The organism is Dokdonia donghaensis DSW-1, assembly GCF_001653755.1.
GTDB classification, from domain to species: domain Bacteria; phylum Bacteroidota; class Bacteroidia; order Flavobacteriales; family Flavobacteriaceae; genus Dokdonia; species Dokdonia donghaensis.
In genome coordinates this window covers 2,327,921-2,353,322 of record NZ_CP015125.1, presented here as the reverse complement: position 1 = coordinate 2,353,322, position 25,402 = coordinate 2,327,921, and the positions used below count along the sequence as shown (strand labels likewise).

The 25,402-nt window shown below is 36.0% G+C and carries 22 protein-coding genes; 13 read left to right on the top strand and 9 right to left on the bottom strand.

What is annotated here, in order from left to right; genetic code table 11:
- Positions 1–75: 75 nt before the first annotated feature.
- Together I597_RS10370 and gyrA are read right to left on the bottom strand one after the other, a co-directional pair.
- Complete coding sequence (locus tag I597_RS10370) at positions 76–1,323, bottom strand: tetratricopeptide repeat protein (RefSeq protein ID WP_035324805.1); 1,248 nt, start codon at positions 1,321–1,323, stop codon at positions 76–78.
- Positions 1,324–1,385: 62 nt separating this feature from the next.
- Complete coding sequence (gene gyrA / locus I597_RS10365) at positions 1,386–3,932, bottom strand: DNA gyrase subunit A (protein ID WP_035324806.1); 2,547 nt, start codon at positions 3,930–3,932, stop codon at positions 1,386–1,388.
- Positions 3,933–4,185: 253 nt separating this feature from the next.
- Here gyrA and I597_RS10360 point away from each other — a divergent pair, with 253 nt between their 5' ends.
- The 3 genes from I597_RS10360 to I597_RS10350 all read left to right on the top strand — a co-directional run bounded on the left by I597_RS10360 (position 4,186) and on the right by I597_RS10350 (position 7,717).
- Positions 4,186–6,738: an ATP-dependent Clp protease ATP-binding subunit gene (locus I597_RS10360; RefSeq protein WP_035324807.1), complete on the top strand. Its 2,553-nt coding sequence runs from the start codon at positions 4,186–4,188 to the stop codon at positions 6,736–6,738.
- Between the two features lie 149 nt (positions 6,739–6,887).
- A complete protein-coding gene (locus I597_RS10355; protein WP_035324808.1) occupies positions 6,888–7,271 on the top strand; it encodes a hypothetical protein in 384 nt (127 codons plus the stop codon).
- Between the two features lie 80 nt (positions 7,272–7,351).
- Complete coding sequence (locus tag I597_RS10350) at positions 7,352–7,717, top strand: STAS/SEC14 domain-containing protein (RefSeq protein WP_035324809.1); 366 nt, start codon at positions 7,352–7,354, stop codon at positions 7,715–7,717.
- Here I597_RS10350 and hutH read toward each other — a convergent pair.
- From hutH to folE, 3 genes are all read right to left on the bottom strand, one after another.
- On the bottom strand, positions 7,709–9,217 hold the full coding sequence (gene hutH, locus I597_RS10345) for a histidine ammonia-lyase (RefSeq protein WP_035324810.1): 1,509 nt from the start codon (positions 9,215–9,217) through the stop codon (positions 7,709–7,711). The two genes, I597_RS10350 and hutH, sit on opposite strands and share 9 nt — an antisense overlap.
- Before the next feature lie 316 nt (positions 9,218–9,533).
- Positions 9,534–9,839, bottom strand: a complete 306-nt coding sequence (locus tag I597_RS10340; protein ID WP_021779045.1) for a hypothetical protein — start codon at positions 9,837–9,839, stop codon at positions 9,534–9,536.
- A 51-nt stretch (positions 9,840–9,890) separates the two neighbouring features.
- Positions 9,891–10,487 (bottom strand): GTP cyclohydrolase I FolE, encoded by a 597-nt coding sequence (gene folE, locus I597_RS10335; RefSeq protein ID WP_035324811.1) that lies wholly within the window; start codon positions 10,485–10,487, stop codon positions 9,891–9,893.
- Positions 10,488–10,611: 124 nt separating this feature from the next.
- Here folE and I597_RS10330 point away from each other — a divergent pair, with 124 nt between their 5' ends.
- The 8 genes from I597_RS10330 to I597_RS10295 all read left to right on the top strand — a co-directional run bounded on the left by I597_RS10330 (position 10,612) and on the right by I597_RS10295 (position 20,098).
- A complete protein-coding gene (locus I597_RS10330; RefSeq protein ID WP_035324812.1) occupies positions 10,612–13,083 on the top strand; it encodes a DUF5916 domain-containing protein in 2,472 nt (823 codons plus the stop codon).
- A gap of 48 nt (positions 13,084–13,131) precedes the next feature.
- The gene (locus I597_RS10325) at positions 13,132–13,797 is read left to right on the top strand and encodes an ABC transporter ATP-binding protein (protein WP_035324813.1); all 666 of its coding nucleotides are present in this window, start codon (positions 13,132–13,134) and stop codon (positions 13,795–13,797) included.
- 57 nt (positions 13,798–13,854) lie between these two features.
- Positions 13,855–14,619: a TIGR02757 family protein gene (locus tag I597_RS10320; protein WP_035324814.1), complete on the top strand. Its 765-nt coding sequence runs from the start codon at positions 13,855–13,857 to the stop codon at positions 14,617–14,619.
- 69 nt (positions 14,620–14,688) lie between these two features.
- Positions 14,689–15,882 (top strand): sensor histidine kinase, encoded by a 1,194-nt coding sequence (locus I597_RS10315; protein ID WP_035324815.1) that lies wholly within the window; start codon positions 14,689–14,691, stop codon positions 15,880–15,882.
- 40 nt (positions 15,883–15,922) lie between these two features.
- Positions 15,923–17,848, top strand: coding sequence for a BatA domain-containing protein (locus I597_RS10310; RefSeq protein WP_035324816.1), 1,926 nt, complete (start codon positions 15,923–15,925; stop codon positions 17,846–17,848).
- Complete coding sequence (locus I597_RS10305; protein WP_035324817.1) at positions 17,845–19,098, top strand: dihydroorotase; 1,254 nt, start codon at positions 17,845–17,847, stop codon at positions 19,096–19,098. The genes I597_RS10310 and I597_RS10305 overlap by 4 nt, the downstream gene beginning before the upstream one ends.
- Positions 19,098–19,433, top strand: a complete 336-nt coding sequence (locus I597_RS10300) for a DUF4870 domain-containing protein (RefSeq protein ID WP_021779037.1) — start codon at positions 19,098–19,100, stop codon at positions 19,431–19,433. Before I597_RS10305 ends, I597_RS10300 begins: the two co-directional genes overlap by 1 nt.
- 14 nt (positions 19,434–19,447) lie before the next feature.
- Positions 19,448–20,098: an alpha/beta hydrolase gene (locus tag I597_RS10295; protein WP_035324818.1), complete on the top strand. Its 651-nt coding sequence runs from the start codon at positions 19,448–19,450 to the stop codon at positions 20,096–20,098.
- 1 nt (position 20,099) lies between these two features.
- Here the strand turns inward: I597_RS10295 and I597_RS10290 are convergent, their stop codons facing one another.
- Positions 20,100–20,591 (bottom strand): hypothetical protein, encoded by a 492-nt coding sequence (locus I597_RS10290; RefSeq protein WP_035324819.1) that lies wholly within the window; start codon positions 20,589–20,591, stop codon positions 20,100–20,102.
- A 2-nt stretch (positions 20,592–20,593) separates the two neighbouring features.
- Positions 20,594–21,385: an MBL fold metallo-hydrolase gene (locus I597_RS10285; RefSeq protein ID WP_035324820.1), complete on the bottom strand. Its 792-nt coding sequence runs from the start codon at positions 21,383–21,385 to the stop codon at positions 20,594–20,596.
- Positions 21,386–21,512: 127 nt separating this feature from the next.
- On the opposite strand from I597_RS10285, the gene I597_RS10280 reads away from it, so the two are divergent.
- Positions 21,513–22,970, top strand: coding sequence for a hypothetical protein (locus I597_RS10280; protein ID WP_021779033.1), 1,458 nt, complete (start codon positions 21,513–21,515; stop codon positions 22,968–22,970).
- 72 nt (positions 22,971–23,042) lie between these two features.
- Here I597_RS10280 and bcp read toward each other — a convergent pair whose 3' ends face one another.
- Positions 23,043–23,498 (bottom strand): thioredoxin-dependent thiol peroxidase, encoded by a 456-nt coding sequence (gene bcp / locus I597_RS10275; RefSeq protein WP_035324821.1) that lies wholly within the window; start codon positions 23,496–23,498, stop codon positions 23,043–23,045.
- Between the two features lie 177 nt (positions 23,499–23,675).
- Between bcp and I597_RS10270 the strand changes: the two genes are divergently transcribed.
- Positions 23,676–24,350, top strand: a complete 675-nt coding sequence (locus tag I597_RS10270; RefSeq protein WP_035324822.1) for an endonuclease III domain-containing protein — start codon at positions 23,676–23,678, stop codon at positions 24,348–24,350.
- 279 nt (positions 24,351–24,629) lie between these two features.
- On the opposite strand, the gene I597_RS10265 is transcribed toward I597_RS10270, so the two are convergent.
- Complete coding sequence (locus I597_RS10265) at positions 24,630–25,214, bottom strand: RNA polymerase sigma factor (RefSeq protein ID WP_035328615.1); 585 nt, start codon at positions 25,212–25,214, stop codon at positions 24,630–24,632.
- Between the last annotated feature and the right edge of the window lie 188 nt (positions 25,215–25,402).

Sequence of the window (25,402 nt, the reverse complement as noted above, 5' to 3'; positions counted from 1 at the left end):
TTCTAAAGAAGAATATTGTAAAACAAAAAAACCCGCCTTACTGGCGGGTTTTTTTATACTTTGATGAGAGAACGATTAATTCATTGCATCAATTTTAGCTTTCATAGCGTCTGCTTTATTAGTATCCTCAAGTACTTGATACAGGTTAAGTAGGTTATTTGCTATCTCCATATTATCTGGTTTAAGCTCTAATACTTTCTCCATATACACTACTGCCTTTCTGATGTTTGCCTTACGCTCTACTTTAAGCGCTTCATACTTATCAAAATCTGCATTTGAAGTACCTAAGCTGTTCATTTGATCTACAAATGTTGCATCCTTTCTTAATACTAGTGCTCCTAAGTTGTTATATGCATTTGCATAAGAAGGATCAAGCTCTATTGCCTTATTGTAGTATTTTACAGCTGTCGCGTCATCACCTTGCTGGTCTGCAGTTACACCTAGGTTATAATGAAGTTCTGCATTATTAGGATCAATCTGTAATACTTTTTCAATGATAGCTCTGTACTCATCTTTCTTATCCATCTTAAGGTAGATGTTAGATTTTGAAGTAAGTAGTTTTACATCATTAGGCTTTTTCTCTAGCGCAGTATCTAACATTGCAAGTGCTTTGTCATTCTGATCTTGAAAAGAGTAGATACTAATTAAGTACTCAGTAATAAGGCCTTCTCTTGACTCACTTAGCTTTTCGCTAGGCTTTACGTACTCTTTTGCAAGAACAACGATATCTCTTTCTTGTTTGTTTTCAAATTTCTTTTCTTCACCAGAAGCAGCATTTACAGCATAATACTCAGTAACCTGACCAGTATAACCAGCAGCCATTAGATCTTCAAAGATAGCTGCAGCTTTATCATACTCCTTAGAGTTAAGATAATTTGATGCGGCATAGTATTGATAATCTCTGTTGTCATCACTAAAAGCATATGCTTTTTCTAGCTTTGCTCCCGCATCACTAAATTGATCTGTATTCTGATCTTGTACTGCGCTATTTACTAGTGCTGCAACAACATTAGAAAGTCCAGTTTTTGCTTCGCTCTCCATTTTAGTTCCCATAAGAGCTTTAAATGCTTCACCAGCCTTTGTTAAGTCTGCTACATTTTTATTATCAACTCCTAAAAAAGCTTGTGCTTTTAAAAGCATAAACTTGCTTTTAGTCTTGTCATCCATCTGGCTTAAAAGAGCATCTGCTGCTCCTACTAAAGACTTAGCCTCTCCATAGCTACCAGATTTGATAGCTTTTTCGATTGCTTTTACTTCCTTCTTTTGTGCAAAAGCCATAGAGGTTACGGCAAATGCTATTGCAAATAAAATTTTAGTTTTCATTATAAGTGTTTAATTAATATAAGGGTTTCAAAATTACTCTTTTTTTCTCAACCCTTATGCATCTATTCTTCTTCTTCAGAAGAGTTTTCGTTTTGGGTTGTTTGTGAAGCAGTTGGGGTTCCGTCTACTGGAGTTCCATCAACTGTATCATCTTCATCGTCTATATTATCCTCATCACTTTTTACTTTCGCGACAGCGGCAATAGAATCGTTTCCTTTAAGATTAATAAGTCGTACTCCTTGTGTTGCACGTCCCATAACTCTTAGTGAAGCTACTTCCATTCTTATAGCGATACCTGATTTATTGATAATCATAAGATCATCTGCATCAGTTACATTTTTAATAGATACTAGTTCTCCAGTCTTTTCGGTAACAGAGATTGTTTTTACTCCTTTACCTCCACGGTTTGTAATTCTGTAATCTTCAAGACTACTACGCTTACCATACCCTTTTTCTGAAACAACTAGGATGTTGCTTTCTGTATCGTTTACAGACACCATTCCTACTACTTCATCTTCATCATTAGCAAGAGTTATGCCACGAACACCAGAGGCGTTTCTTCCCATAGGTCTCGTCTTACTCTCTTCAAAGCGTATTGCCTTACCAGATTTAAGAGCAAGCATCACTTGACTCTCTCCCGTTGTAAGCTTTGCAGATAGTAGCTCATCATTGTCCTTAATAGTAATGGCGTTTATACCATTAGTACGAGGACGTGAGTATTGCTCTAGTGCTGTTTTCTTCACTTGTCCTTTTTTGGTCGCCATAATGATGTAGTGATTATTTATATAATCTTCATCTTTAAGGTCTCCTGTACATACAAATGCTTTAACCTCGTCATCTTGCTCTATATTAATAAGGTTCTGTATTGCTCTACCTTTTGAGGTCTTACTTCCTTCTGGTATTTCAAATACACGCATCCAGAAACATTTACCCTTTTGTGTAAAGAATAGCATATACTGGTGGTTAGTCCCTACAAATAGATGCTCTAAGAAATCTTCATTACGAGTAGTAGATGCTTTTGTACCTACTCCTCCTCTATTTTGAGTTTTGTATTCTGTAAGTGATGTACGTTTTATGTAACCAGCATTTGAGATAGTAATCACTACTTTTTTATCTGGAATAAGATCTGTGATGCTTACATCACCTCCTGCATACTCTATAATAGAGCGACGCTCATCTCCATACTTATCTTTTATTTCTTGAAGCTCCTCTCTAATGATAGACATACGACGCTCCTTCTTTGCAAGGATGTCTTTTAAGTCTTCTATAGTCTTCATTATCTCTTCGTACTCACTACGTAGTTTGTCTTGCTCCAGACCAGTAAGCTGGCGTAAACGCATCTCGACGATAGCCTTTGCTTGAATCTCTGAGAGTTTAAAACGCTCTATTAAGTTTTGTCTCGCCTCATCACCATTTGCACTTGCACGTATGATTGCTATTACTTCATCTATATTATCTGAAGCAATGATAAGACCTTCTAGTATGTGAGCACGAGCTTCTGCTTTTTTAAGCTCAAACTCTGTTCTTCTCACTACTACCTCGTGGCGGTGCTCAACAAAGTGGTGTATCATATCCTTAAGATTTAACATCTCAGGACGCCCATTTACAAGAGCAATGTTATTTACACTAAATGATGATTGTAGTGCCGTGTACTTATATAACTTGTTAAGTACGATATTTGGGATAGCATCACGTTTTATAACATAAACGATACGCATACCATTACGGTCTGACTCGTCACGTATGGCAGATATACCCTCGATCTTCTTATCGTTGATCATATCGGCCGTTTTCTTAATCATATCAGCCTTATTGACTTGATATGGTATTTCGGTCACAATGATACACTCTCTACCTTTTACTTCTTCAAACTCTGCCTTTGCACGCATTACAACACGCCCACGCCCTGTTTTAAAAGCCTCACGTACTCCGTCATAACCATAAATCGTTCCTCCGGTAGGAAAATCTGGAGCTTTTACGTGCTCCATAAGTTCATCTATAGTAACGTCATTATTATCTATGTAAGCGTGTATACCATCTACAACTTCAGAAAGGTTGTGTGGTGGCATATTAGTCGCCATACCCACAGCAATACCAGATGCACCATTTATAAGTAACCCAGGTACACGCGTAGGTAATACGGTAGGTTCTTTAAGTGTATCATCAAAGTTAAGTTGGTGATCTACTGTGTCTTTTTCAATATCTGCAAGCATATCTTCAGATATCTTGCGCATTCTAGCCTCGGTATAACGCATTGCTGCTGGGCTATCACCATCTACAGACCCAAAGTTACCTTGACCATCTACAAGCATATAACGTAAACTCCACTCTTGAGCCATACGTACCATTGCATCATATACAGAGGTGTCACCGTGTGGGTGATACTTACCTAGTACCTCTCCTACTATTCTTGCAGATTTTTTGTGAGCACCACTTGCTCGTATTCCTAACTCGTGCATTCCGTAAAGAACACGACGGTGTACAGGTTTTAGACCATCACGCACGTCAGGTAGTGCACGTGATACGATAACTGACATCGAGTAATCGATGTAAGCAGATTTCATTTCATCTTCAATATTAATCGAGATCAGCTTTTCTCCTTCAGCCATATATAAATTGATTAGATTTTAAGTCAAATTTTTTACAAATAGCAATGTAATCATTTTGATGATTTTTTACGGGGTTACGCTTTCGCGAAAGCGTACTATTTATCAACAAATTTTAACACGTTCTTTTAATAACTACACAACCCATTATAGGGCAAACTGTCAGGTATTTTTGGTAATTTGGACTAAGCACTTTAAGCGGAATGATTTTTGAATCAGTTTGCTTAAATTTACATAAGAACGAACGAGGATAGATATGGATGATAATTTTTCGCCAAGAGTAAAAGATGTTATTGCTTATAGTAAGGAGGAGGCGTTACGCCTAGGCCACGATTTTATAGGTACAGAACACTTGCTGCTTGGTTTATTAAGAGATGGTAGCGGTAAAGCGATAGATATACTAGGAGCTCTAGAAATAGACCTTGAGCACTTGAGACGTAAGGTAGAAATCTTAAGTCCAGCAAATCCTAATGTGAGCTTGCAAAATAATGACAAGAAGAACTTACATCTTACCAGACAGGCAGAGCGCGCCCTAAAAACAACTTTTTTAGAAGCAAAACTTTTTCAAAGCTCTGCAATAAATACGGCTCACCTCCTACTGTGTGTACTGCGCAATGAGAATGACCCTACAACAAAGTTGTTAAACCGCCTCAAGGTAGATTATGACAACGTAAAAGACCAATTTAAACTAATGATGGCAAACGAAAGTGACGAATATATAGAGCCTATTAAGTCTGAATCATTTAGCGATGATGCAGATAATGGTGATGAGCAGTCTAAAGAGAATCCTTTTAACAGCCCAACAACTCCTAAGGGAAATAAAAAGAGTAAAACTCCTGTTTTAGATAACTTTGGACGTGATCTTACGGCAATGGCAGATGAAGGTAAGCTTGATCCTGTTGTAGGTAGAGAAAAAGAAATTGAGAGAGTATCGCAAATCTTAAGTAGACGAAAGAAAAACAATCCTTTACTTATAGGAGAACCAGGTGTAGGTAAATCTGCCATAGCAGAAGGACTTGCTCTTAGAATTGTACAACGTAAGGTATCGCGTATTCTTTTTGACAAACGTGTTGTTACTCTTGATCTTGCAAGCCTAGTAGCCGGGACTAAGTACAGAGGACAGTTTGAAGAACGTATGAAAGCCGTGATGAACGAGCTTGAAAAAAATGATGATATTATCTTATTTATAGATGAGATACATACCATTGTAGGAGCTGGAGGAGCAACAGGATCTCTTGATGCCTCAAATATGTTTAAACCTGCTCTCGCTCGAGGCGAAATACAATGTGTAGGTGCAACAACACTAGATGAGTTTAGACAACACATAGAAAAAGATGGAGCTTTAGAGCGCCGTTTTCAAAAAGTGATAGTAGAACCTACTTCTGTAGAAGAAACTATTGAGATACTACAAAATATAAAAGGTAAGTATGAAGAGCATCATAATGTCTCATATACAGATGAGGCTCTAGAGGCTTGTGTAAAACTTACTAATAGGTATATGACCGATAGATTTCTTCCGGATAAGGCCATTGATGCTCTAGACGAAGCAGGATCTCGAGTTCATATTACTAATATTGATGTTCCTAAAAAGATTCTAGAATTAGAAAATAAGCTAGAAGAAGTAAGAGAGTTGAAAACTTCTGTCGTTAAAAAACAAAAGTATGAAGAGGCGGCAAAGCTGCGTGATGATGAGAAAAATTTAGAAAAAGAGCTTGCAATCGCACAAGAGCGATGGGAAGAAGATTCTAAACTTCATAAAGAAGTTGTCTCAGAAGATAATGTGGCAGATGTAGTGAGTATGATGACAGGAATACCTGTTAATCGTATCGCACAAACAGAAAGTAACAAACTTGCAGAATTACCTGCAACGATAAAACAAAACGTAATAGGTCAAGATGAAGCAGTTGCCAAAGTTGCAAAAGCAATACAACGTAATCGAGCTGGATTAAAAGACCCTAACAAACCTATAGGTTCGTTTATATTCTTGGGACAGACAGGTGTAGGTAAAACGCAACTTGCAAAAGTGCTTGCAAAAGAGCTTTTTGATAATCAAGATGCACTCATCCGTATAGATATGAGTGAGTATATGGAGAAGTTTTCTATCTCAAGACTCGTAGGAGCACCTCCTGGATACGTAGGTTATGAAGAAGGTGGGCAACTTACAGAAAAGGTAAGACGTAAACCATATGCTGTAGTTTTACTAGATGAGATAGAAAAAGCACATCCAGATGTATTTAATATGTTATTACAAGTGCTAGATGATGGTTTCTTAACAGATTCTCTAGGTCGTAAGATAGATTTTAGAAATACTATCATAATAATGACCTCAAATATAGGGGCAAGAAAACTCAAAGACTTTGGTCAAGGAGTTGGTTTTGGAACAGCATCGCGTAAAACTCAAGTAGATGAAAACGCGCGTAGTATCATTCAGAATGCATTAAAGAAAGCATTTGCACCAGAGTTCTTAAACCGTATTGATGATGTAGTTGTATTTAATGCGCTTGAGCGTGAGGATATACATAAGATTATTGATATTGAGTTAGAAAAGCTTTTCAAGAGAATAAAGGGTCTGGGTTACAATTTAACTTTAAGCGATAAAGCAAAGGATTACATTAGTGACAAAGGTTTTGATAAAGATTATGGAGCGAGACCTCTCAAAAGAGCTATTCAAAAGTATATAGAAGATGCACTAGCCGAAGAGATTATAAACTCTAAGCTAGAAGAAGGGGATAGTATTTTTATGGACTTTGATACAGATAAGAATGAGCTTATTATAGATATCAAGAAAGGAGAAACTACAGAGTCGTAATACTGTTGCATCGCATTATTATCCCTTAATGACGAAAAATCGTTATTAAGGGATTTTTTTATTTATTATGCACACATAGTTAAAGTATTGAAAATTAATTGTTTAATGCAATATATTTGCTATCTTCTATTTATAAGATTCCCCAACATATGAAAAATTTACAACTCGGTATTCAGCTAGAATTCTCGTTCGGAAAAGTAACAGTCCACGATGACTATATATATGTCATAATGAATGAAGGTGTTACTGTGCAACCCAGTTTTAATGATGTTTTAATCGCTATAGCCGAATCTTACTTTCCTGAAAAGGATTTTATATATATAACGCATAGAATATATTCTTATGCTATAGACCCTACCATATATTTAAAAACTTCACAAATAGAAAATTTAAAGGGCTTTATTGTAGTAAGCCCTAATAAGGATTTTAAAGAGGCTCATAATATTGAAAAACTATTCTTTTGCAAGCCCTTTAAAGTATACCATACAATGGAAGAAGCTCTAATTCAAAAGGATACAATGCTTTATAAATAGAGTTTTTTTTATAAGAAAATTCTTCATAGATAAGGTAGTATTCCTCTATTTTTGCGTAAAAATCAAACCCCCTAGATCTTTTGAAAATTACTAAAGAATTTGAGTTCGGAAAGATACATATAGAAGATAATATTGTTATAGGCGTTATGAACGAGGGATCACATATTGATCCTCTATCAAATAGACTCCTTCTATCATACTGCGAAGAAATATTTGAGAAAAAGCCTTTTGCTTATTTATCATATAGAAAAAACTCCTACTCTGTAGACCCTACGGTATATATAGATGCCGCAAACCATTATGGTCTTAAAGCAATTGCCGTTGTATCTCAAAACTCGCTTAGCGAGACTAATGTTGCTATTGAGAAACAATTTTTTAATCAACCATTTGAAATATTTAAAACGACAGATGAGGCAAAAAACTGGTTAACTCAAGTTTTAATATAGCTCGTTGAGATCTATATTCACACTATTTATGAATATTTTGCCTAGTTTAATATCATTTGCAAAAATTCTATCTTTATCTGCAAACGGAACTACTTCTCTATAACTCTTTGTAAAAGACTGTAGAAATCCGGATGTATGAAGTGGCTGTCTGTAATGCAATGCTTGAGCTGCATTAAGCAATTCTATAGAGAGTAACGTCTCAACATTATCTACAACCTTGAGAAGTTTTGTAGCCGCGTTTGCTCCCATACTCACGTGATCTTCTTGTCCGTTTGATGATACGATAGAGTCTACACTTGACGGCGTACAAAGTTGTTTGTTTTGACTTACTATACTTGCTGCAGTATATTGTGGTATCATCATACCACTATTGAGGCCTGGGCTATCTACTAAAAATGGCGGCAAACCTCGTAAACCACTTATTAATTGATAAACGCGACGCTCACTTATACTACCTAATTCTGCCATTGCAATACTTAAATAATCTAATGCAAGTGCGAGTGGTTGACCGTGAAAATTCCCGCCACTTATTATCATATCATCTGCCGGAAAAATATTGGGATTATCTGTAACACTATTAATTTCAGTTTTAAACGTTTTGGTCGCAAAGTCTATGACATCCTTGGTAGCACCGTGTACTTGAGGTATACATCTAAAAGAATATGGATCTTGTACATTTTGCTTTTCTGTTGCAGCAATCTCACTATCTTCTAAAAAAGAGATTATACGAGCTGCAGTCTTAATTTGTCCTTTATGGGGTCTCACGTAATGTACAAGTGGGTTAAATGGAGATAAATTACAATTAAAAGCATCTATAGATATCGCCCCCACAACATCTGCCAGATAAGATAATTTATGTGATTTTATAAGTGCCATCACACCATATGCACTCATAAACTGTGTGCCATTTAGTAATGCAAGGCCTTCTTTAGACTGTAGCGAGATCTTAGTTAACCCATTACTCCTTAGAGCCTCTACAGATGAGATAATTTTATTATCAAGCCAGACCTCTCCTTCTCCTATCAAAGGTAAGGCAAGGTGTGCAAGCGGAGCTAAATCTCCACTTGCGCCCAGCGAGCCCTGATCATATACTACAGGCAATATATTGAGATTGTAAAAATCTATAAGTCGTTGTACTGTATTAATGTGTACACCACTATGACCATAGCTTAAGGATTGTATTTTGAGAAGTAACATTAATTTTACTATATCTTTAGGAACGTAATCTCCAGAACCGCAAGCGTGAGACCGTACTAAATTCTCTTGCAGCTTTGTTAAGTTTTCATCACGTATAGCAACATTACACAAGCTCCCAAAACCAGTATTTACACCATATACTGGTGTTTTACTTTCTTTTATTTTTTTATCTAGATAAGCTCTGGAGGCATTAATAGTATGTACACATTCCTCACTGAGTTTGAGTTTTTTATCTTCATCAAGAATAGAAGAAATTATTTTAAGGTCAAGAATTTCACTACTTATATAGTGTATTTGAGACATATGATCATATTTTCACGCAATTTCGTAAAAAATAAACATATAATTAAGAATATTACAATGAAGCTTATAATGCTATGTCGATTCAAGGGGAATGTATACCATAATTATAGTGAAATAGTAAAACAAATTTTGTTAAAAAAAATGCACAATCTACTAAATAACAAATATTTATAAACCAATTTTTAAACTTTATATAATATTAAACACGCAAATATTTAAATATAAAAACTTTGAAGATATCGTAATTACTAGAGGTAAATTAAGATTTTGATTGTTCCGCTTTCGCGAAAGCGTAATATCAATAAAAAGAGTATACTTAGTTCTTGTCTAGTATTTTACTCACTTTTGAATCTTTAAAAACATAGGTGTATAACCACATAAGTGTGAATGATGGTATAATGTCTACCCCGGGAATAAGCTCTTCTATAAAGGTTACCACTCCCCCTACCTTACCAGCAGTTCCTTTATAAAGCCGCGTCATAAGCCAGGCGGAAAATGGTGCCCAAGCAATATCTGAGAAGTCTCCAATAACTGGAAATACCCAACTTGAAGTTACGATACCAAGGCCGTCTATAAGGAGGCCTATAAGTAAGAGTTTGTATTTATTAGTTTGATTGTCCATAAGTGTTTTAAATATAACACTTTTGTATAATCAAAATACATTCCAAAAATATTAATCTAAATTTGACGAGATTAATTTAAGGAACTCATTGCGGGTTTCTTGTCTTTCAAATTGACCTCTAAATCCAGATGTAGTGGTCGTAGAATTTTGTTTTTGAACTCCTCGCATCATCATACACATATGTGAAGCTTCAATAACAACTGCCACTCCTTTAGGTTGCAAGGTAGTATTAATACACTCTAAGATATCGTGTGTGAGACGCTCTTGTACTTGAAGCCTACGCGAAAAAACATCTACTATGCGCGGTAGTTTGCTTAGACCTACAATATGACCGTTAGGAATATAAGCTATGTGTGCTTTTCCAAAAAAAGGTAGCATATGATGCTCGCAGAGAGAGTAGAGTTCGATGTTTTTTACAATCACCATATCATCATAGTCTTCCTTAAACATTGCTCCTTTTAATATAGCAGCAGCATCCATTTCATAACCAGAGGTTAAGTACTGCATTGCTTTTGCAGCTCTTTCTGGTGTTTTTACAATACCCTCTCTACTTGTGTCTTCACCAAGACTTTTAATAATTGATGTAAAATTACTCTTTACATCTTCTGTTACTTCTATGTTGTACTCTTCAAATTTTCTGTATGGCATTGTCTTAATTAAAATGTTTAATCAAATATACAATTTATTAAACAGTTTGATTTTGCTTTTTAACTTTTTATTTAGAGTTTGATCTATATGACAACCATAGTTTTGTTTAGTCAAAATAAATTTTATGCGCTTTCTTGCTTTAGGAATACTCTCATTACTATCTACCGGATTTCTCTTTTCTCAGGGTACCAAAATTCTGAACGCAGAGCGTATTAGTGTAGCCCCAAAGATAGATGGAGTACTAGACGATAATATCTGGAAATCACTACCTGTTTATAGTGACTTTCATATGTTTGAACCAGGCAATGAGGGGACGATAGAAGAAAACCAACGCACTGAGGTAAAAATGGCCTATGATGATAAGGCTATTTACATCGCAGCATACTTATATGATCCTAATCCAGAAGGTATTGCAAGACAGTTTAGCCAGCGTGATGAAGTATTTGCTCAGGCAGATCATTTTATGGTAGCTCTTAACACCTATAATGATGGTATAAATGAAACGAGATTTTATGTCACGAGTGCTGGAACTATAGGAGATCAACGAGTCACTCAAAACAATAGAGACTTCGGTTTTAATGTTGTTTTTGAATGTAAAGTATCACGTGATGAGAGAGGGTGGTATGCAGAGTACCGCATACCATATAATGCTTTACGTTTTCCAGAAAGTGACGTTCAAAATTGGAGTGTTAACTTCTATAGGCGTTTAGTAAATAAAAATGAAACACATACCTGGAGTAGAATTGAGCGTGGTATAGGGAGAGATACACAATATAATGGCGCAGTGACCGGAGTGCGCAATATAGATCCTCCTGTGCGACTTACATTTTTTCCATTTGTACAAAGTGCTCTAAGCACACAAGATGGCCAGACAGAGACTAACTTTGCTGGTGGGCTAGATATAAAATATGGCCTTAGTGATAGTTTTACTTTAGACGCACAACTTATACCGGATTTCGGACAAGTAGCTTTTGACAATGTGGTGCTCAATTTAGGACCCTTTGAACAAACCTTTGGTGAGAATAGAGCCTTCTTTACAGAAGGTATTGACTTGTTTAATAAAGGGAGAATCTTTTTTTCTAGACGTATAGGAGGTCCAGCATCTGGCAGTGTAACTCTTGAAGATAGCGATACCGTTACCGAAGAGATTATAGATTACCCTGCAAAGGTTAAACTCCTCAACTCAATTAAAATATCTGGACGTACAAAAGGTGGCCTAGGCATAGGTTTTCTAAACTCGATAGGTAGTAAGACATTTGCAACCATAGAGCGCACAGAGTTTAATGAAGACGATACAAGTAGTATTATAGACACCTCGAGACGTAAAGTTCTTATAGAACCACTATCTAACTATAATGTCTTTGTACTAGACCAGCAGTTTAATCAAAACTCTTCTGTATCAATTATAAACACAAATGTCACAAGGAGCGGTAGCAATTTTAGAAATGCAAATGTTACAGGAGGGGTATTTGACATTGCAGATAAGGACAATAACTATAATGTATCTGGTAGAGGGATTTTTAGTAATGTAAGAGAGTCTGGTGAGACTACTACTGGTTTTCAGTCCGAATTTGATTTTAGAAAAATATCTGGAAACTGGAGATATCGAGTAGGTCACGACTTTGCTAATACTAAACTTGATATAAACGACCTAGGGGTAAATTTTAGAAATAACTTCAATAATTTTACTCTAGGAGGTTCTTATCAACTCATACAGCCTAAGGGTAAATTTAATAACTATAGATTTGATGTTACTGTACGCCACCAGCGGTTATACAAGCCCAGCGTAAAAACTCGTAACAGCATACGCTTCAACTCATTTTTTGCTACAGCAAAGCGACTCGCCTTTGGTGGTAACTTAAGTCTAAATGGTAAAAATCAAGATTACTTTGAGCCACGTGTAGATGGTAAGTTTGTAACGTTTGAGTCTAATCTAGGTGGAGGAGGCTTTGTCTCTACAGATTTTAGAAAAAAGTTTGCTTTTGATTTTGGAGGAGCTGTAAGACAGTGGTTTGGTAATCAAGACCAGTTTAACTATAGTATTAACTTCTCTCCACGCTATAGATTTTCAGAAAAATTGCTTGTTATTTTTGCTACAAATTACTCAAGTAGAAAGAATAACTTTGGGTGGGTAGATAATACAGATACTGAGGTCTTCTTAGGCTTACGCGACGTAACCTCTTTTGAAAATAGAGTAACAGCAAACTATAATTTTGATCCCTACAAGGCTATAAATTTAAGTTTAAGGAACTTCTGGGCAGTGTCAGACCATAGTAGTAATATATATTATTTACTTAACGATGATGGTTCACGATCAGAAATAGCAGATTATGACCTAACAGAGCGTAGAGATCCTAATGCAAATTTTAACATCTGGAATCTCGATCTAAGTTTTAGGTGGAGATTTGCACCAGGTAGTGAAGCTTCCCTACTCTATCGTAATCAAATTTCAAAGTTTGATGAGTTATCAACCATAAGCTACAATGATAGTTTACGTAATTTATTTCAAGAATCTCTAAATCATACCTTATCATTGAGGGTTACTTATTTTATAGATTATAACAACATAAAGCACGTCTTTAAAAAGGTCTCTTAATTGTGCTTATAAGGTTATTGTAGTATTTTCACAGTCAAGTAATTTTTTATGGTAAAGGCACAACACATCTCTAAAACATTTGGCGATCTTAAAGTATTAAAAGATGTCTCACTTACGGTAAATAAAGGTGAAGTCGTCTCTATAGTAGGACAAAGTGGAGCAGGTAAAACCACATTACTTCAAATTATTGGCACATTAGACAGCCCAGACACGGGAGCCACTACAAGTTTGCATATAAATGGTAAGGAAATCATAGGTATGAAAGCAAAACTTATGAGTGCTTTTAGAAATGAGCATATAGGTTTTATATTTCAGTTTCATCAGTTATTACCAGAGTTTACAGCGCTAGAAAATGTTTGTATACCCGCTTATATTGCAAAAAAAGATAAAGTGACTACAGAAAAGAGAGCTAAGGAGCTATTAGACTTTTTAGGGCTATCACATCGTTATGACCATAAGCCTAATGAGCTCTCTGGAGGCGAGCAACAACGTGTAGCCGTTGCAAGATCACTTATAAATAACCCAGCGCTTATACTTGCAGATGAGCCATCTGGCAACCTTGATACAGAAAGTGCAGAGCATTTACATAATTTATTTTTTAAACTTAGGGATGAGTTTAACCAAACCATTATTATAGTCACGCATAATGAAGACCTAGCAAATATGGCAGACCGTAAACTTGTGATGAAAGACGGTATGTTTGTAAATGTCTAAAATGCCCCATAGCTTGAGGTAATTTATACACCATTAAGGTCAACCCCTAATCTGAAGATGAACAAAAAGGAACTCAAAATTTTTCTAGACGAGAAGGCCGCACAGTATGAAAATAATGACTTTATACCTCACGACCCTATTCAAATCCCACATAGATTTGATCTAAAAGAAGATATAGAAATAGCCGCTTTTCTAACAGCTACCATAGCTTGGGGTAATAGAAAGAGTATTATCAATAACGCTACAAAGATGATGGAGATAATGGGTGAAGCTCCTCACGACTTTGTAATAAACTACACGCCAGAGCAGGCTCACCTCTTTGAAGGGTTTGTACATCGCACGTTTAATAGCATAGATTTTGAGACGTTTATAAGAGCACTTAAAAACATTTACACTCATCACGGCGGTCTAGAGCAGGTATTTTTATCAGGAATTACAAATGGTGATTTGCAACCTGCAATCACACATTTTAAAAAAGTGTTTTTTGAAGTAGATCATTTACCACGCACACAAAAACACGTAAGTGATCCTTCCAAAAATTCGGCAGCAAAGCGTATCAATATGTTTTTAAGGTGGATGATACGAGATGCTCGAGCCGGTGTAGATTTCGGGATTTGGAAATCTATTTCCCCTTCCCTATTATCTTGCCCTCTTGATGTACATACGAGCAATGTTGCAAGGAAGCTTAGATTGCTTTCGCGAAAGCAAAATGATGGTAAAACCTTAGCCGAGCTAGATAAAGCCCTAAGAAAAATGGATCCCGTAGATCCAGTAAAATATGATTTTGCATTATTTGGACTTGGTGCTTTTGAAAATTTTTAATCTATCTTTATTTATTAGAAAACAGTCATCAAAATCTGTTTGCAATATAACTAGTAACTATCCATACTCGTGAAAAAACCTGTACCACCTATAAATGAACAAGAAAGGCTCAAAGCGCTACGTAGTTATGAGTTACTGGATACATTACCAGAAGAGGCTTATGATACTATTACAAAGCTAGCTTCTTATATATGTGATACTCCCATTTCACTAGTGACGCTTCTTGATGCAGATAGAAATTTCTTAAAATCTAGATTAGGTATTGAGTTCTCTGAGTCGCCAAGAGATATTTCTTTTTGTGGACACGCTATTCTTACAGAAAACCCCATTTTTATAGTAGAAGATGCTCGGGTAGATGAGCGTTTTCAAGACAACCCGCTCGTAAAAGATTTTAAAGCAATATTTTATGCCGGTGTCCCTCTCAAAACTCAAGATGGCTACGCATTAGGAACTTTATGTGTATATGATCACAAGCCTAGAACGCTAGATGAAAAACAGCAAGAGGCTCTGCTAGGTTTAGCAAAGCAAGTTATTTTATTATTTGAGGCGCGTAAAAAAAATATTGAACTCCAGAAATCACAACAAGAGACAACAGCGCGCAATAATAGGCTAGAGGACTTTGCAAGACTTATTGCTCACGATCTAAAATCACCATTATCAAGTATAGAAGGTCTTGTAAACCTACTCACCGAAGATTATGCAGAAGATAATGATGAAGACTTTACAGTCTTTATGGAACATCTAAGTACGTCTACAAAATCTATGAGGAGCTACATAGATGGCTTACTTGAATATTATCGAGCAGATAATTTGCTCGTGACAAAAGAAGATGCTACACTTGATACTATAGTAAGTGAGGTAAAAAACCTTCACAAATCTAGTGATGTTACTATCACTCTTAATAAAAATATTGATCTTAAAGCAGTACCCGTCGTGGCTATTGAGCAAGTTATATCAAACCTCATAGATAACGGTGTTAAGTATAACACAAGTGAGCATCCAGAGATAACTTTAGGCGGCACTATTACTAAAGATTTTTATAGCATCTCTGTGGCAGATAACGGTGTGGGTATACCAGAAGATAAGCAGGCACATATTTTTGAGCCTTTTAAAACTATGGGAACAAATGATCGCAATGGTAATAAAGGTACAGGTATGGGCCTTGCTACCGTAAAAAAACTCGTAGAAGCATTAGGCGGTACTATTACTCTAGACTCTACTGTGGGTAAAGGAAGTATTTTCACTTTTACTATTAGGCGATAAAGGGTCTTTTATCTATTTTTGAACAAACCAGAACAACCTTATGCAGTTTAGACATCCAGAACTACTTTATGCCCTGTTCTTGCTGCTTATCCCTATTATTGTTCACTTATTTCAACTACGTAAGTTTAAAACTGAGGCTTTTACAAATGTTGCTTTCCTCAAGAAGATTAAGACTCAAACTCGTAAAAGTAATTCGATAAAAAAATGGCTTGTTTTACTCACTCGTATGGGATTACTGGCAGCTATTGTATTTGCTTTTGCTCAACCATTTATACCACAATCTGATATAGCAACGCTACCTAAGGAGACTATTATTTATCTTGATAACTCTTATAGTATGCAAGCAAAAGGCCCTTCTGGTCAACTTTTAAAAACCGCTGCGCAAGACCTTATTACTAACCTACAAGAAGATCAAAAGTTTACCCTGCTCACAAATAATGCAGCATATAGAAACACCACAGTAAAAGATATAAGAAATGAGTTGCTACAACTCCCCTTTACTGCTACACAACTTTCTGAAGAGGCGGTCACACTAAAAGCTCAAAAGGAGTTTACAAATGACCCCTCCACAAGTAAAAGGCTCATCCTTATTTCAGATTATCAAGAAAAAGGAACGCCTTACCAACTCCCTGCTTCAAACGTTTCAAAAAACTACATACAGCTGCAACCCGTTCTAAAAAATAATGTGAGCATTGATTCTATATATGTTTCTGCAAGAAAAGCTTCGGGACTAGAGCTTACCGTGTTACTCTCTACACTAGAAAAAAGAGAGACTAATACCGCTGTATCTCTTTATAATGGAAACACGCTACTAGCAAAAGGAACGGCTTCCTTTATTGATGATCTCACAACAAGTGTTCTGTTTACAATAAAAAGTGAAGATGGCTTAGAGGGTCGCGTGGTTATAGATGATCCTTTATTACAGTTTGATAACACATTATTTTTTACAATAAATAAAGATAGACCTATACGTGTGCTAGCTATTAATGGTGGTAATTCAAATTACTTACAACGCATTTTTACCGCCCCAGAGTTTGAGTACACCACAAGCACGCTCAAAGATTTAGATTACAGTAAGATTCCTGAGGCAAATTATGTCATTTTAAATGAAGTGACAGATATTCCGTCATCTCTTATTGGGGTTATAGACGCTTTCGCGAAAGCGGGAGGAATCTGCACAATAATACCTCATAGCACCACATCACCAAACGCTTACAATCTAACACTTCAAAATCTAGCTTCTCTACAGGTTACAGCAAAGCAAAACGAAAAACAACTAGTCACATTAATCAATTATGACCACCCTATTTATAGAGACGTTTTTGATACTAGAATTAATAATTTTCAATATCCATCTGTAAGTGAATCATACGCTATAGCTGGTGGCGATCCTATTTTAAAATTTCAAGACGGATCAACTTTTTTAACTGCTCAAAACGGCATCTATGCATTCTCTGGGAGTCTTTCGCAAGAAAATTCAAATTTTAAAAGTTCACCACTCATTGTGCCTACTTTTTATAATATGGCTAGACAAAGTTTGCAACTCCCAGATCTATATATGAATACGGGTGTTACAAACACCTATGATATCCCACTAGTATTACAAGATGATGAAGTTATAACACTTGAGCAAAGCACTGCTCAAGAAAATAATTTTATACCATTACAGCAATCTAAAGGCAGTAGAGTACAGATCACAACAACACAGCGCCCAGAAGTGGCTGGTAATTATAAAGTTCAGTATAGTACAACGACTTTACAGCAAGTGAGTTATAATTATACCAGGTCAGAAAGCAACTTACGATATGCACAGCTAGATAATGATAAAAATTACCATACCTCAATTAAAAGTCTTTTTGACAAATTTGAGAGCAGTGATAATGTACAATCTCTTTGGAAATGGTTTATTATTTTTGCCTTACTATTTCTACTGTTAGAAATCCTGATTTTAAAATTCTATAAATGAAAGTACTCATAAAGAACGCCACAATCATAGATAGTGAGAGCTCCTACCACGGCACAACACAAGATATCAGGATTAAGGATGGACTCATTATAGAAATAGGTCAAAAACTAGCGAGCCTTAAAGGTGAAACTACAATTGAAAAAGAAGATTTACACATCTCGCAAGGCTGGTTTGACACTAGCGTGAGTATGGGACAGCCTGGCTATGAGGAGCGAGAGACTATAGATAATGGTCTTAATGTAGCTGCTCGTAGTGGTTTTACAGGTGTTGCACTTAACCCAAACACATATCCTATAATAGATACCAGCTCTGACATAACATTTGTAAAAAAAATGGCAGAGGGACACGCAACATCATTATATCCTATAGGTGCGCTTACGCGAAATAGTGCGAGCGTAGATCTTGCAGAGTTATATGATATGCAACAATCTGGAGCTGTAGCCTTCGGCGATTACCAGACCCCTATCAAAAACCCAAATCTCCTTAAAATTGCATTACAATATACTCAGGGATTTAATGGACTTGTATTGTCATTTCCGCAAGAGCAGCAAATAGCTGGTAAAGGAATGGTAAATGAAGGTGTAATGAGTACAAGAGTGGGCCTTAAGGGTATACCTACTATAGCCGAAAGTTTACAAATAGCAAGAGATTTACATATACTAGAATATGCAGGTGGTAAACTGCACATTCCTACAGTCTCAACAAAGGAAGGAGTTGCATTAATACGAGCGGCAAAAAGTAAAAAGCTTAACGTTACTTGTAGTGTGGCAATTCATAATTTATGTCTTACAGATGATCTTATAGAAGATTTTGATACACGTTATAAGGTATTACCTCCTCTTAGAAACAAAGAACACGTAGAGGCCCTTGTAGCAGCAGTAAAAGATGGAACTATAGATACTGTTACAAGTGACCACAATCCGCTAGATGTAGAACGTAAGAATGTAGAGTTTGATAATGCTATGTACGGTGCAATAGCTCAAGAGGCTACTTTTAAAGCACTTCTTACAATAGTTTCAGAAAAAAGAGCTATAACACTACTTACAGCAGGAAGAAATCTATTTATAGGTCAAAATAACCCTGTAAAAGAACAAGTTAAGGCAGATCTTACACTGTTCTCTACAAAGGGAAGCCAGACATTTACAAAACAAGATATTCTCTCAAGTTCTCAGAATGCCATATTTCTTAATAAGAAAGTAAAAGGTGAGGTTTATGGTATTATAGCAAATAATCAAGTTGTACTTAACTAATGGATGAAAACACAGTATTTGAAGGTAAAACAGCTGCAGTTGTAAGCTACATTACCTTTGTAGGTCTTATCATAGCTTATTTTATGAATAGTGAGTCAAAAAATGAATTTGCCGCTTTTCACTTAAGACAATCGCTAGGGCTTACCCTTAGCTATTTTTTAATAATGATTCCTCTTAGCTATTTGAATATACCAATGGCATCTGGTGGATTTTTGGTGCTATTTTTTGCGCTCTGGTTATATGGAATCATATCTGCCTTTCAAGGAAAAAGACAACTAGTTCCTCTAGTAGGTTCTTTTTATCAGAATATACTGGGAGGAAATAACAATAACTAGCATTACACATACCTATGACACGGTCATTAGAACACATTATACAAAAGCCTACCATCACCTCTAGTGATAAAGCACCACTACTACTCCTACTTCACGGTTATGGAAGTAATGAAGAAGACTTATTTAGTTTTGCAGAGGAGTTACCAAAAAATTATTTTATCATATCTGCCAGAGCACCTATTGCAATGCAGCCATATGGTAATGCGTGGTATCATATAAGTATAGATCCAGATGGAGTAAAATCTTCAGATAATGATGGTGCACGTCAATCTAGAGATCTTATTGCCCGATTTATAGATGAAGCAATTGAAACATATGATCTTGATAAGCATAATGTAACCCTTTTAGGTTTTAGTCAAGGAACAATACTTAGTTATGCCGTGGCACTTACCTATCCAGAAAAAATTAAAAATGTGATAGGTCTAAGTGGCTATATTAATGAGGACATCATTGAGCTTAAAAGTAATCCCTCTTATGCGCACCTCAATGTATACAACTCACACGGTACGGTAGACCAAGTCATACCTATAGATGCTGCTCGCAAAACACCTCCTTACCTTGAGAAAGTAGGCATAAGCTCTACTCTAAGTGAGTTTCCAGTAGGTCACGGCGTGCATCCTACTAATTTTTATGAGTTTAAAAAATGGCTTGAGGAGCAGGTATAATTTAGTTAGGATATACTAAGCTTTCTACACGATTGTAATCTACAGAGCCATCTTCATTTACAAAATACTCAACTAGTATTTCTCCCCATTTTTTACCATCTGAGAAGTCGGCTATAATCCATCTGTGGTTTAAAACCTGTACACGATTGATCTGAAAAGGTCTCCCATCACCTACAAAGTTTATAAGATCATTCCCCTTTGCCGTATTCTTTGCATATAAACCATCTACTATAGCTGGCTTTATATCTTCAAGAACAAGGTTGTCATTATCAAAGTATTCCTTTGTGTTTTCATTACCTAAAAGTGTAAAATACTCTGTATTTGCAAGTCTATCTTCCAGAGCGCTATAGAGAGAGTCTTTCTTAGCTATCTTTTGCTCTAGTTTCGTTATTCTGCGACCTTGATATTCAAGACCTTTGCTACTATTTATGTATTGAAATATGATATATAATGCAGCAAATAAAAATAGGTATAAAAATATATTTCTTCTCATAATTAAGTAGTTAGGGTAAGGCCATCATAGGCTATGTAAACGTTTTCGGGGAGCTTTGCTTCTGCTTCTGCGTGAAAACCTAGATGATGACTTATATGTGTTAAATATGCTTTTTTTGGATTAATTCTAGCTATTAAAGATAGAGCCTCATCAACGTTAAGATGCGTTCTGTGTGGCTCCTCACGCAAGCAATTAAGAACAAGTATTTCAAGGTTTTTCAGTTTTGCTATCTCCTCATCTGCAATAGTTTTTACATCTGTGAGATATGCAATTTTATCAAACCGATACCCAAATACCTGTAAATCGCCGTGATAAGCTTCTATAGGGGTCACCGCTATATTACCCAGAGAGATTGGCTTATTATTTTTAACCTCGTGAGAAGTTACACTTGGCGCGCCGGGATATCTATTTTCTGTAGTGAAGATATATTCAAAACGTTCTTCTAGATTTTTAATCACTCTTTTATGTCCGTAAATAGGCATATCACCTTGTCTAAATACAAAAGGTCTTATATCATCTAGCCCTGCAACGTGGTCTGCGTGCTCGTGGGTAAATAATATACCGTGTAAAGGAGCAGGATCGCCTGCTGGTGTGCGCTTTCGCGAAAGCGTACTTAACATCTGTTGTCTAAAATCTGGCCCACAATCTATCACATAGTTATACTTGTCCCACTCTATGAGCACAGACACGCGCAATCTTTTATCACGTGGGTCATCACTAAGACACACGGGATGCGTGCTTCCTATAATAGGAATGCCTTGTGAGGTGCCGGTACCGAGAAAGGTGATTTTCACGTAAGTGTAACTAGATTAAGAAACTGTGATAGCTAATAATTCTCTCACAAAAATACAGTTATTTTTTTGGCTAGTAGCCCCTTTTTGTATCTTTGGTTAACCATTAAAGGATGGAAAAAACAATACTATGGCTGTTACAATTTTAGGAGATAAAGACTTTGAAAAGGTACCTCCCCTCAAGAATAAAGTTCTTAGAGTAAATCTTAACAATAATATATACGGAACATTTGCAGAGATAGGTGCTGGACAGGAGACTGTGCGTCACTTTTTTAGAGCAGGCGGTGCGAGTGGTACCATTGCAAAAGCAATGAGTGCTTATGACAAAGACTTTTCTGATGCTATATATGGTGTAGAAGATGACGGTCGTTACGTGACAGAAAAGCGTCTTAAAAAGATGCTTTCTCACGAGATGAAGCTTATAGAAGACCGTATATCTCGATACAAACAGCCAGATAAAATCTTCTTTACGTATGCAAATACGGTTGCTACCATAGATTTTGCAAAGAAGTATAAAGGACACGGATGGGTAGGTATACGTTTTCAAATCTCTCCAGAAGGTGAGTTTAATGAGATTATTTTACACGTTCGTTTTCACGAAAATGATGCTCGTTTACAACAGTTAACTTTAGGTACACTAGGTGTAAACCTTATTTATGGTGCTTTTTACAAGCACGATAATCCTAAAAACTTATTACGCTATCTATACGATCACATAGATCAAGATCAAATAGAGATAGACACGATAAACTTCTCTGGACCACAGTTTGAACACGTAGATAACCGTCTTATGAGTTTACAACTTGTAAAGAATGGTATGACAGAGGCCGTAATGTTTGATGCAAAAGGTAACAACATTTTACCAGCAGCTTTACTTTACAAGAAAAACGTTCTAGCCCTACGTGGTAGCTTTAGACCAGTTACTAAGGTTAATATGGATATGTTTGAGAAAGCATATAAAATGTTTGTAGAAGCAAACCGTGTTAATGAGAAGAAGACAGAGGCCATTTTTGAAATTACCTTATCAAACCTCCGTGCAGAAGGAGATATAGATGAAGAGGATTTTATGGCAAGAGCAAGACTGTTAGGCTCACTAGGGCAAACAGTGATGATCTCAAACTTTAAAGAGTATTATCGTGTAGTTGAGTATTTCTCAAACTATACAAAAGAGCGTATGGGTCTAGTAATGGGCGTAAACAATCTCATAGATATATTTGACACAAGCTACTATCGTCACTTGAGTGGAGGTATACTAGAGGCTTTTGGAAAATTATTCTTTAAAGATCTTAAGGTATTCTTATACCCTATGAAAGATTCTAAAACTGGAGAGTACACTACAAGCGATAATCTTAAGGTACACCCACGTATGAAGGAGCTTTACAAGTTCTTTAAGCTTAATGGTAAAGTACTAGATATAGAAAATTATGACCCAGCAATCACAGATATATTCTCTAGAGAAGTATTACGTATGATTTCTGATGGTGAAAAAGGATGGGAAGAAATGCTACCAGAAGGCGTTTCTGAACTTATAAAGTCTCGTAACCTATTTGGTTATCAACCATCTGCATTACTAGAAGCAGATAAATAGTATCAACATTATAGCAATAAAAAAAAGCCTTAAGTATTTAACTTAAGGCTTTTTTTGATTTTAATTCACTTGTTAAGCATCTAGCAGTTGAGCAGCGTGATCTTTGGTTTTTACTTTTTTGATAACATCTGTAACTACACCTTCCTCATCTACCTTAAAGGTCATACGGTGTATGCCGTCATATTCTTTACCCATAAACTTTTTAAGTCCCCATACGCCAAAGGCGTTTATCACCGTCTTGTCTTCATCTGCAAGAAGCTGGAAAGGAAACTCATACTTAGTTGCAAAATTCTTCTGGCGCTTCTCAGAATCTGCGCTTACACCTATTAGGTGGTAGCCCTGGTCTTGTAGTTCCTTATAATTATCTCTAAGATTACAAGCCTCTGCCGTACATCCAGGTGTACTAGCCTTAGGATAAAAAAATACAATAAGCTTCTTCCCTTTAAAATCAGAAAGGCTTACGCTATTTCCATCTTGATCTGTTGTAGTAAAATCTGGGACCTTATCCCCTACTTCTAATGTATTCATCTTCAATTTAAAATTTATTGTGGATGCGATATCTCATTTCACATCTCACAATGGTTAATTACCTTTACATAACAATAGGATCATCTCATAAAGACCATCACTTTTATAAAGTTACGAGTTATCTCTATTAACAAAAAGAAATACACTTTTAAGGTGCTATAAATTCTCAATAAAGCAATGACTAAGCAAGAAAAGGTTGACTTCACTATAGATACACTACAAGATCTTTATCCTCAAATCCCTATTCCTCTAGATCATAAAGATCCCTACACGCTTCTTATAGCCGTACTTATGAGTGCACAGAGCACAGATGTGCGAGTAAACCAGATTACACCACTACTATTTGAGGTGGCAGATAATCCTTATGATATGGTAAAACTTACCGTAGAAGAAATAAGAGAGATTATAAAGCCCGTAGGACTATCACCTATGAAGGCAAAAGGTATACACGGATTGTCACAAATGCTTATAGAAAAATATAATGGTGTTGTGCCTGCTAGCATAGAGAAGCTTACAGAGTTTCCTGCAGTGGGTCATAAAACTGCAAGTGTTGTTGTTGCTCAAGCCTTTGGTATACCAGCTTTTCCTGTAGATACACATATACATAGACTTATGTACCGTTGGGGTTTTACAAATGGTAAAAATGTGGTGCAAACAGAAAAAGATGCAAAGCGCCTATTTCCAGAACATCTCTGGAATGATCTTCACCTCCAAATCATTTGGTACGGCCGTGATTACTCACCTGCTAGAGGATGGGACTTAGAAAAGGATATCATTACAAAAACCATAGGCCGTAAGACAGTACTTGCAGACTATGAAAAAATGATGGCCAAAAGAAGGAAGAAGAAATAAGTTTTACGCTTTCGCGAAAGCGTACTCAAAACCCATAAAAAAACCCCGATGACTAGTCGGAGTTTTCTCAAAGTTTAGTTGATGAGTGCTTCAAACTTCATCGATTTATAATGTATAACACTTAAAGCCTTAGAGTAGTTCAAGAGATAATCTACAGTCTCTTGTTTTGGTTCATATGGGTTCGTCTTTTTATTACCTGACGAAGGTTTAGAGTAAAGTTTTGCCATTCGGATTTTCTTTGGTTCTTATCAAGAACGCAAAAAAGTATGGCTTATTATGTTAATTTGTTAAAACTATGTTATTTGTATCAATCACTTTTCTCAAATTGATCAATGCATAACGCATTCTTCCCAGTGCAGTATTAATGCTAACTCCCGTGCGCTCTGAGATTTCTTTAAAACTCATCTCTTGGTAAATACGCATTTTAAGTACTTCCTTTTGATCTTCTGGTAGCTCTTCAATGATACGTTTTACATCTCTGTTTACTTGATCACGTACCATTTGCTTCTCAGCATTAAGACTATTATCACTTAGTACAGAAAATATTGAAAACTCACCTGTGTTATCAAATTTAGGCATACGGTTATTGCGTCTAAAGTGGTCTATCACTAGATTGTGAGCAATACGCATTACCCAAGGTAAAAATTTACCTTCTTCATTATACTTACCTTTTTTAAGCGTTTTAATGACTTTAATAAAAGTATCTTGAAAAATATCTTCAGAGATATCGCGATCATACACCTTTGAGTATATAAAACTATATATACGTTGTTTATGCCTTGCGATAAGCATAGCTAATGATTTTTCATCTCCTTTGATGTAATTGCTAACGAGCGTAGCATCTGTAACTAAAACACTTTTCATAAGTACCACTTTGTAGATTAAAATTGCTAGAACTTCCATTCTAGCCCAAAATTTTATAAAGTAGTATTATGCTATACGCAGTTTGTTTTTGTGTTTATAACGGTAAATATATAATAATTATGTTAACCTTTCTTAAAAAATAGGGTATTTACACAATATTTTAATTAAAACATCTTAAAACCCGTCTT

Excerpts from the sequence above, each read along its gene's own strand:
- folE (WP_035324811.1), bottom strand. The coding sequence starts at position 10,487 with ATGCCATACAGAAAATTTGAAGAGTACAACATAGAAGTAACAGAAGAT.
- I597_RS10295 (WP_035324818.1), top strand. The coding sequence starts at position 19,448 with ATGACACGGTCATTAGAACACATTATACAAAAGCCTACCATCACCTCT.
- I597_RS10305 (WP_035324817.1), top strand. The coding sequence starts at position 17,845 with ATGAAAGTACTCATAAAGAACGCCACAATCATAGATAGTGAGAGCTCC.
- I597_RS10330 (WP_035324812.1), top strand. The coding sequence starts at position 10,612 with ATGCGCTTTCTTGCTTTAGGAATACTCTCATTACTATCTACCGGATTT.
- I597_RS10340 (WP_021779045.1), bottom strand. The coding sequence starts at position 9,839 with ATGGACAATCAAACTAATAAATACAAACTCTTACTTATAGGCCTCCTT.
- I597_RS10325 (WP_035324813.1), top strand. The coding sequence starts at position 13,132 with ATGGTAAAGGCACAACACATCTCTAAAACATTTGGCGATCTTAAAGTA.
- I597_RS10280 (WP_021779033.1), top strand. The coding sequence starts at position 21,513 with ATGGCTGTTACAATTTTAGGAGATAAAGACTTTGAAAAGGTACCTCCC.
- hutH (WP_035324810.1), bottom strand. The coding sequence starts at position 9,217 with ATGTCTCAAATACACTATATAAGTAGTGAAATTCTTGACCTTAAAATA.
- I597_RS10355 (WP_035324808.1), top strand. The coding sequence starts at position 6,888 with ATGAAAAATTTACAACTCGGTATTCAGCTAGAATTCTCGTTCGGAAAA.
- I597_RS10370 (WP_035324805.1), bottom strand. The coding sequence starts at position 1,323 with ATGAAAACTAAAATTTTATTTGCAATAGCATTTGCCGTAACCTCTATG.
- I597_RS10320 (WP_035324814.1), top strand. The coding sequence starts at position 13,855 with ATGAACAAAAAGGAACTCAAAATTTTTCTAGACGAGAAGGCCGCACAG.
- I597_RS10265 (WP_035328615.1), bottom strand. The coding sequence starts at position 25,214 with ATGAAAAGTGTTTTAGTTACAGATGCTACGCTCGTTAGCAATTACATC.
- I597_RS10360 (WP_035324807.1), top strand. The coding sequence starts at position 4,186 with ATGGATGATAATTTTTCGCCAAGAGTAAAAGATGTTATTGCTTATAGT.
- gyrA (WP_035324806.1), bottom strand. The coding sequence starts at position 3,932 with ATGGCTGAAGGAGAAAAGCTGATCTCGATTAATATTGAAGATGAAATG.
- bcp (WP_035324821.1), bottom strand. The coding sequence starts at position 23,498 with ATGAATACATTAGAAGTAGGGGATAAGGTCCCAGATTTTACTACAACA.
- I597_RS10270 (WP_035324822.1), top strand. The coding sequence starts at position 23,676 with ATGACTAAGCAAGAAAAGGTTGACTTCACTATAGATACACTACAAGAT.
- I597_RS10290 (WP_035324819.1), bottom strand. The coding sequence starts at position 20,591 with ATGAGAAGAAATATATTTTTATACCTATTTTTATTTGCTGCATTATAT.
- I597_RS10310 (WP_035324816.1), top strand. The coding sequence starts at position 15,923 with ATGCAGTTTAGACATCCAGAACTACTTTATGCCCTGTTCTTGCTGCTT.
- I597_RS10300 (WP_021779037.1), top strand. The coding sequence starts at position 19,098 with ATGGATGAAAACACAGTATTTGAAGGTAAAACAGCTGCAGTTGTAAGC.